6 protein-coding genes are annotated in these 6,252 nt (G+C 66.2%); 3 read left to right on the forward strand and 3 right to left on the reverse strand.

Annotated features, from left to right (window positions below):
* Window positions 1-1,039 (reverse strand): nuclease-related domain-containing protein (locus G6017_RS17355; protein ID WP_347238000.1); only part of this gene is annotated, 1,039 nt, incomplete at its 3' end.
* 184 nt (window positions 1,040-1,223) lie between these two features.
* Here G6017_RS17355 and G6017_RS12920 point away from each other — a divergent pair.
* The 3 genes from G6017_RS12920 (at window position 1,224) to G6017_RS12930 (ending at window position 4,752) form a co-directional block, all read left to right on the forward strand.
* Window positions 1,224-2,474, forward strand: a complete 1,251-nt coding sequence (locus tag G6017_RS12920; protein WP_182617694.1) for an LLM class flavin-dependent oxidoreductase — start codon at window positions 1,224-1,226, stop codon at window positions 2,472-2,474.
* The gene (locus tag G6017_RS12925) at window positions 2,471-3,166 is read left to right on the forward strand and encodes a CE1759 family FMN reductase (protein WP_182617695.1); all 696 of its coding nucleotides are present in this window, start codon (window positions 2,471-2,473) and stop codon (window positions 3,164-3,166) included. The genes G6017_RS12920 and G6017_RS12925 overlap by 4 nt, the downstream gene beginning before the upstream one ends.
* Before the next feature lie 122 nt (window positions 3,167-3,288).
* Window positions 3,289-4,752 (forward strand): GTP pyrophosphokinase, encoded by a 1,464-nt coding sequence (locus G6017_RS12930; RefSeq protein WP_182617697.1) that lies wholly within the window; start codon window positions 3,289-3,291, stop codon window positions 4,750-4,752.
* Between the two features lie 6 nt (window positions 4,753-4,758).
* Here the strand turns inward: G6017_RS12930 and G6017_RS12935 are convergent, their stop codons facing one another.
* Together G6017_RS12935 and mca are read right to left on the reverse strand one after the other, a co-directional pair.
* Entirely contained in the window at window positions 4,759-5,025 is a 267-nt protein-coding gene (locus tag G6017_RS12935; protein ID WP_241731089.1) for a hypothetical protein, read from the reverse strand.
* A 44-nt stretch (window positions 5,026-5,069) separates the two neighbouring features.
* A complete protein-coding gene (gene mca, locus G6017_RS12940; RefSeq protein ID WP_182617701.1) occupies window positions 5,070-5,993 on the reverse strand; it encodes a mycothiol conjugate amidase Mca in 924 nt (307 codons plus the stop codon).
* Window positions 5,994-6,252 lie beyond the last annotated feature (259 nt).

Below are 6,252 nucleotides of genomic sequence, written 5' to 3' on the forward strand. Positions count from 1 at the left end.
AGCGGTGCCACGTCGTGGATCGCCTGGCGACCTCGTGGATCGCGTCGATCTCGCGTAATCCCATTCGCTGCGGCTGCGACGTGAGGAATCGCCTGATGCGGCGACGCTGAACCACTGCCACGGCACCGTCCGCGGGCTGGGTCTTCACTGTGAATCCCCCTCGTGCGCCCACCACCGCGATCATCCCGACGACCGGGACCGGAAAGCCGACCTGCTCCGCGAGTAGACGGGATGCCCGCCTCGCCTTATGCCGACTGTTGCGAATGTACGGAACCCGGCTGCCGTTGACCATGAAGGTGTCCCCGCCCACCCAGATTGCCGCCTTGGGGTGATTCTTGGAGTTCACGGTGAAGACGCCGCCGGGGCCGATCACCACGTGGTCGATATCGGCACCCCGCTCCCCCACGCGTACGGCGTGCAGGATCCTCCACCGGGCGTCCAGGCCCGCCAGCTGTTCGCCGACGGCCTGCTCACCGTCCGCGCCGATACGCCAGGCACGCTCGTCGGTCTTCGCGTCGACCAACCGGGCGAGCACATGGCGCACCATCCCCTGCGCCTCCCGCTCGGCGAGCGCTCGCTCGCGTGCGGCCGCCCCCGCACGAGCATCGGCGAGATCGTGCCACCTCGGTCCGGATACGGTGTCTGGAACGGTGCGTGGCGCGCCGGCGTGCCCGGTCGACGCAGTTGTCGAGGGGCCAGTCGACGCCGCGACCGGCCCGGAACTCGGCAGCGACGGCGCGGGCGGGGGCACCGTCGCCGGCGAGGGCGCAGGCGCGGGTGCAGGCACAGGTGTAGGTGCAGGTGCAGGCACACCGACCCCCTGCGGTATCCGGCTCGACTCCTGAGCCGAATCCCGGTGTCGCCCCGCGTGCGGGTGGTCCTCGATCGCCTTGCGCAACAGCGGAAGGTTGGCGAGATCGTCGGAGTGGTAGCGGCCGGTCGCCAGGTCGAGATAACCGAGGTCGGTTCCGCCCGGCGTGGCGGCATAGACCCGGTCGTGGCCGAAACGGGACCACCTTCGGACGATCCACTCGGTCACCGGGCCTCCTTGCGGCAGTCGTGATGGCGATCGCCGAATACTCACATCCCGAGGCCACGGCGCGGAGGAGAACTCGCGAACCGAGAGGCGCCAAGGGTGAGGCGGAATACTCCCCGACCCCCTTTTGTTTGACATGTCAGCAAGTTAGGATGGAACGCACCATCAGACTGAAAGGCTCGCCATCATGCAGTTCGGGATTTTCTCCATCGCCGACATCACACCTGATCCCCTCACCGGGCAGGTGTCGACCGAGCACGAGCGCCTCGAGGCCGTCGTCGAGTACGCGGTCCAGGCCGAACAGGTGGGCCTGGACGTCTTCGCCCTGGGCGAGCACCACAACCCGCCCTTCGTCACGTCCTCCCCCACCACCACCCTGGGCTACATCGCCGGGAGGACCTCCGACATCATCCTGTCCACCGCCACGACGCTCATCACCACCAACGACCCGGTGAAGATCGCCGAGGACTACGCCATGCTGCAGCACCTCGCCGGGGGCCGGGTCGACCTGACCATGGGACGCGGCAACACCGGCCCGGTGTACCCGTGGTTCGGACAGGACATCCGACAGGGGCTGCCGTTGGCGATCGAGAACTACGAGTTGCTCCACCGCCTGTGGCATGAGGACGTGGTGGAGTGGGAGGGGAAGTTCCGCACCGCCCTCCAGCAGTTCACCTCCACGCCGCGCCCGCTCGACGGGGTCGCGCCCTTCGTCTGGCACGGCTCGATCCGATCGCCGCAGATCGCCGAGCAGGCCGCCTACTACGGGGACGGGTTCTTCCACAACAACATCTTCTGGCCGATCAGCCACACCAAGCAGATGGTCGAGCTGTACCGACGGCGCTACGAGCACTACGGTCACGGGTCCGCGGATCAGGCGATCGTGGGGCTGGGCGGTCAGTTCTTCGCGCGCCCCAACAGCCAGGACGCGGTCAACGAGTTCCGCCCCTACTTCGACAACGCCCCGGTCTACGGCCACGGCCCGTCGCTCGAGGACTTCACCGCCCAGACCCCGCTGACGGTGGGGTCCCCGCAACAGGTCATCGACCGCTACATGACCATGCGCGAGCACGTGGGCGACTACCAACGCCAGATGTTCCTCATCGATCACGCCGGGCTGCCGCGTAAGACGGTGCTCGAGCAGATCGAGATCCTCGGCACCGAGATCGTCCCGGTCCTGCGTCGCGAACTCGACGCGCTGCGGCCGGCGCACGTGCCTGATGGGCCCACCCACGCGGCACGTGTCGCGGCACGTGACGCCGCGCTGGCCGCCGAGGGGGCGCCCGCGTACTCGGACGCTTACCGGTTCGGCACCGGCGACAATTGGACCGGACTGACCGTCGAGGGCGGACAGCGCGCCCAGGAGCAATCATTGGCCCGTGCCCGCCGCACCGAGTCCCGGCTCGCGCAGGCACCGGCGGGACGGGGCGACAAGTGACCGCCACCCACGCACCCGACGCACGGCCGCTGCGGCTGGTGGTGATCTCGGCGGGCACCTCGGTGCCGTCGAGCACCAGGATGTTGGCCGACCGTCTCACCTCGGCGACCCGTGAGGCCCTCGGGCGCCACGGGCAGGACGTCGACGTGACGGTCCTCGAGGTCCGCGGGCTCGCCCATGAGGTCGTGGACGCCACCTTCACCCGGTTCCCCGGCGACAAACTGCGCGCCGCACTCGAGGAGATCGCCCGCGCGGACGGGGTGATCGCGGTGACACCCACGTACAACCAGTCGTTCTCGGGCCTCTTCAAGTCGTTCTTCGACGTGATCGACCCCGGCACGCTGACCGGCGTCCCGGTGGCACTGGGTGCGACGGGTGGCACCGTCCGGCACTCGCTGTCGATCGACTTCGCGCTGCGCCCGATGTTCGCCTACCTCAAGGCGGACGTGGTGCCGACCTCGGTGTTCGCGGCCTCCGAGGATTTCGGGGCCGTCGCCACCGGCGGCGACGGAGACTCGCTGGCCTCGCGCGCCGACCGCGTGGGCACGGAACTAGCGGACTTCATGCTGCGGTTCGCCGGGGTGACCGGCGGCGCGGTGCCGCCGACCCGGGCGGACGAGGGAAGGGGCCGGAGGAGCGACGACGACGAGTTCGGCGACTTCGTCCCGATGGGCGACCTACTGAAGCCTTGACTTCTCGGGGTCGGGACGTGCGACACCGAACCCGAGAACTCGATACCAGTTTTACACCTGGGCCGACGGCGCCGAAGCTACGTTTCCCGTTGTAACCGGTCCTCTTCATTTATTGTCGCGCCATGGGCGAAACGGGCGGTCCGGCGTTTGAATTCGGTCGAGACGAATACGAACAGTGGTACAACAAGTCACGGTTCTCGCTGTTCGAACCTGCACTACGAACAGTCGAGCGCCTGATCGATCAGTGGTTGACGATGGAGCTGTCAGACGCAGACCGTGAAAAGTTCCGCATCTCTGCAACACGAGTGAAGGGCATGAACAGCTTATGGTCGAAAATCCAGAAGCCAAAATACTCGGCCAGGATTCGAACCCTGAAAGAGATTCCTGAGGCAGTGGACGACATAGTCGGACTACGGGTCAAGTGCAACAACACCTGTGATCTCGAACTACTTCGCAATATAATGACTGACCTACCGAGCGATCTGAGTTCGGCAACATGGATCACGCTTCAGTCCAACAGTGAAAAGCTATACTTCCAGAGCCCCAAGAGTTCCGGATACCGGGCTTATCACGTTAACGTACAAACTCTCATTCATACTCCTGGGGATTGGGAACCGGTCACTGTGGAGATCCAAGCGAGGACCCTGCTGCAGGACGGATGGGGTGAGCTAACCCACGAAGATACATACAAGCCGGGCGTTCAGCTTCCTGCTCTTGCGACCACCCTCGCGCGCCGGATGGCCGATCTACTCGCAACCGTAGACGACATCGCTCAAGACCTCCGTGACGAACTCGATCGCCTCGCCGAGGTGTCCATTGCGTCCCCCTCCCCGATCATTTCAGGCAGCTCCAAGTCCGCGAACCAGGAAATCAGGCTGAGTAACGCCACGACAGTTTCCAACTCCGCCGCCGACGAAGCTCTGGTGTCGGAAGCGAGGAATGTCGCGTCGCGGCTGAGCAAACCTGCAGCACTAGCGTCGATCGCGCAGAACATCCAGGCGAGTTTCGATCGTGGGGATGCAAAGAACTGGGGATCCTTCGGCTCCCTCGCGTCATTGCTCCAAGCCGCGGTACCTGAATACGAGATCAACTACGATCCCCCTGGGTATCTCATCCCGCCGGGAACCTCCCTCGAGTCTGAGAGCAACGATGCACCCACTCTCGTCCACCGACTGAAGTGGCGCGACAAGTTTGCTCCAGCCGTCTCCTCAGACCAACTCGGTCACATGATCGAGTCCATTTCGCGGGCCCTGAACCGGAACAACCTGGATATCCTTGGAATCCATGACACCCCGGTCGATACGAGGTTCCACAACGCCATCGTGAAGGCCGCTAGAGACTATTGCGAACTCAAGGGCACGACGGTCTCGCGTAGTCGGTTGAACTACCTGTCCAATTCCCTCAGAATGAGCGGCAAGTTGTCCCCCGACATGGCGCCGAGTGAAGTCGCCGAGGCCCTGAATTCATCACTCCTCGGCCGAGCGACGTTATTGGGCATGTTGCGCGATGACGAATCCGAGAAGCGCGAACTGAGGGAATGGACAGAACGAGCCCTGGAATCGATTGCGCCTGCTGACCCCGACTGAGCGAGGTCAGGAGCGATCGGCGTCCGGAGTGCGCTCCACGCCGGCTCGGTCCGTGCCCTCGTCGGCCAGTTGATCCGGCTCGGGGTGGTCGGTGTCGAAGGTCTCGGGCAGGTTCTTGATGTGCTTGTTCATGTTGCGGATCAGAAGGACCGTCGCGACCAGCAGGAGCAGGACCACGGGGATCCCGATCGGCGAGGCCTTGCCGAACTCCGGGCCCATCGGGTGGTCGTTGTACCCGGGCGTGCCCGGCGACTGGTTCTGCGCGAAGACCATCGAGGTCTGATACGCCAGGATCTGGACGTCCGGTCCCAGGGTGATCATCTCGGGTCCTCACTCGTGCTCGGTCCGACCGGGAGCGCGACGTACGGGTCGACGCCCTCGAACAGGTCTGACTCGTATTCTCCCTCAGCCCGCTCGGGTACGGCCACCCGGCTTGCCGCGAGTTCGAACTCCTCGGTGGGCCACACCCGCTGCTGCATCTCCACCGGGGCGGCGAAGAACCACCCGTTGGGGTCGATCTGCGTGGCGTGGGCCAGCAGTGCGGAGTTGCGTTGCTCGAAGTAGTCCGCGCACTCCACCCGGGTGGTCACCCGCTCCATGATGTCGGGGCGATCCCCCCAGCGGGACAGGAACTCCGCGAAGTGGCGGACGCCGTCGCGGGCGAACAGCTCCTCGTCGAGCAGCTCCAGACGGCTCTTGGGGAAGCCGTGCGTGTAGTAGACCTTGGCCACGGCCCACGGCTCGCCGGTGCCGGGGTAGCGATCGGGGTCCGCGGCGGCCTCGTAGGCGGCCATCGACGCCGAGTGCACCTTCAGGTGATCCGGGTGCGGGTACCCACCGTTCTCGTCGTAGGTGATGATCACGTGCGGACGGAACTCCCGGATCCTGGCGACCAGGGAGCGGGTGACCTCGTCGTCGTCGGCCAGGGCGAAACATCCGGGAGGCAACGGCGGCAACGGGTCCCCCTCGGGCAGACCCGAGTCCTCGTAGCCCAGCCAGTGGTGGTCGACGCCGAGGATGTCCGCCGCGCGCGCCATCTCGCGGCGCCGTACGCCCACGAGATCGGCCACGACGTCAGGGCGGTCCATCGCAGGGTTGAGGATGCTGCCGCGCTCGCCGCCGGTACACGTCTCCACCAGCACGTTCACGCCCCAGGCCACGTACTTGGCCATGGTCGCGGAGCCCTTGGACGCCTCGTCGTCGGGGTGGGCGTGCACCGCCATCAGCCGGAGACCGGCCATCGTCGCACCTGCCGTTCATCAGAGCTCGGGGATCGGGATGACCCATTCTATGGACTCACCGGCCACCGGTGCCCCCGGGGCGGTCCGCCCGGGGCCCCCGGATACCCTGGGGATCATGAGTGAGCCGAGGCCGGACGTCGCGTCGCAGGCCGCGGGCGCCCCGCCCGCCGGGAGGTACGACGACACCGGGTCGGGCGTGACCGGCAAGGTGGTCGCCGGCTTCCTGGTCCTGCTCGTCGGCGCCCTCGTGGTGGCGGGA

The sequence above is a fragment of the Dietzia sp. B44 genome, from assembly GCF_014145245.1.
Lineage (GTDB): Bacteria > Actinomycetota > Actinomycetes > Mycobacteriales > Mycobacteriaceae > Dietzia > Dietzia natronolimnaea.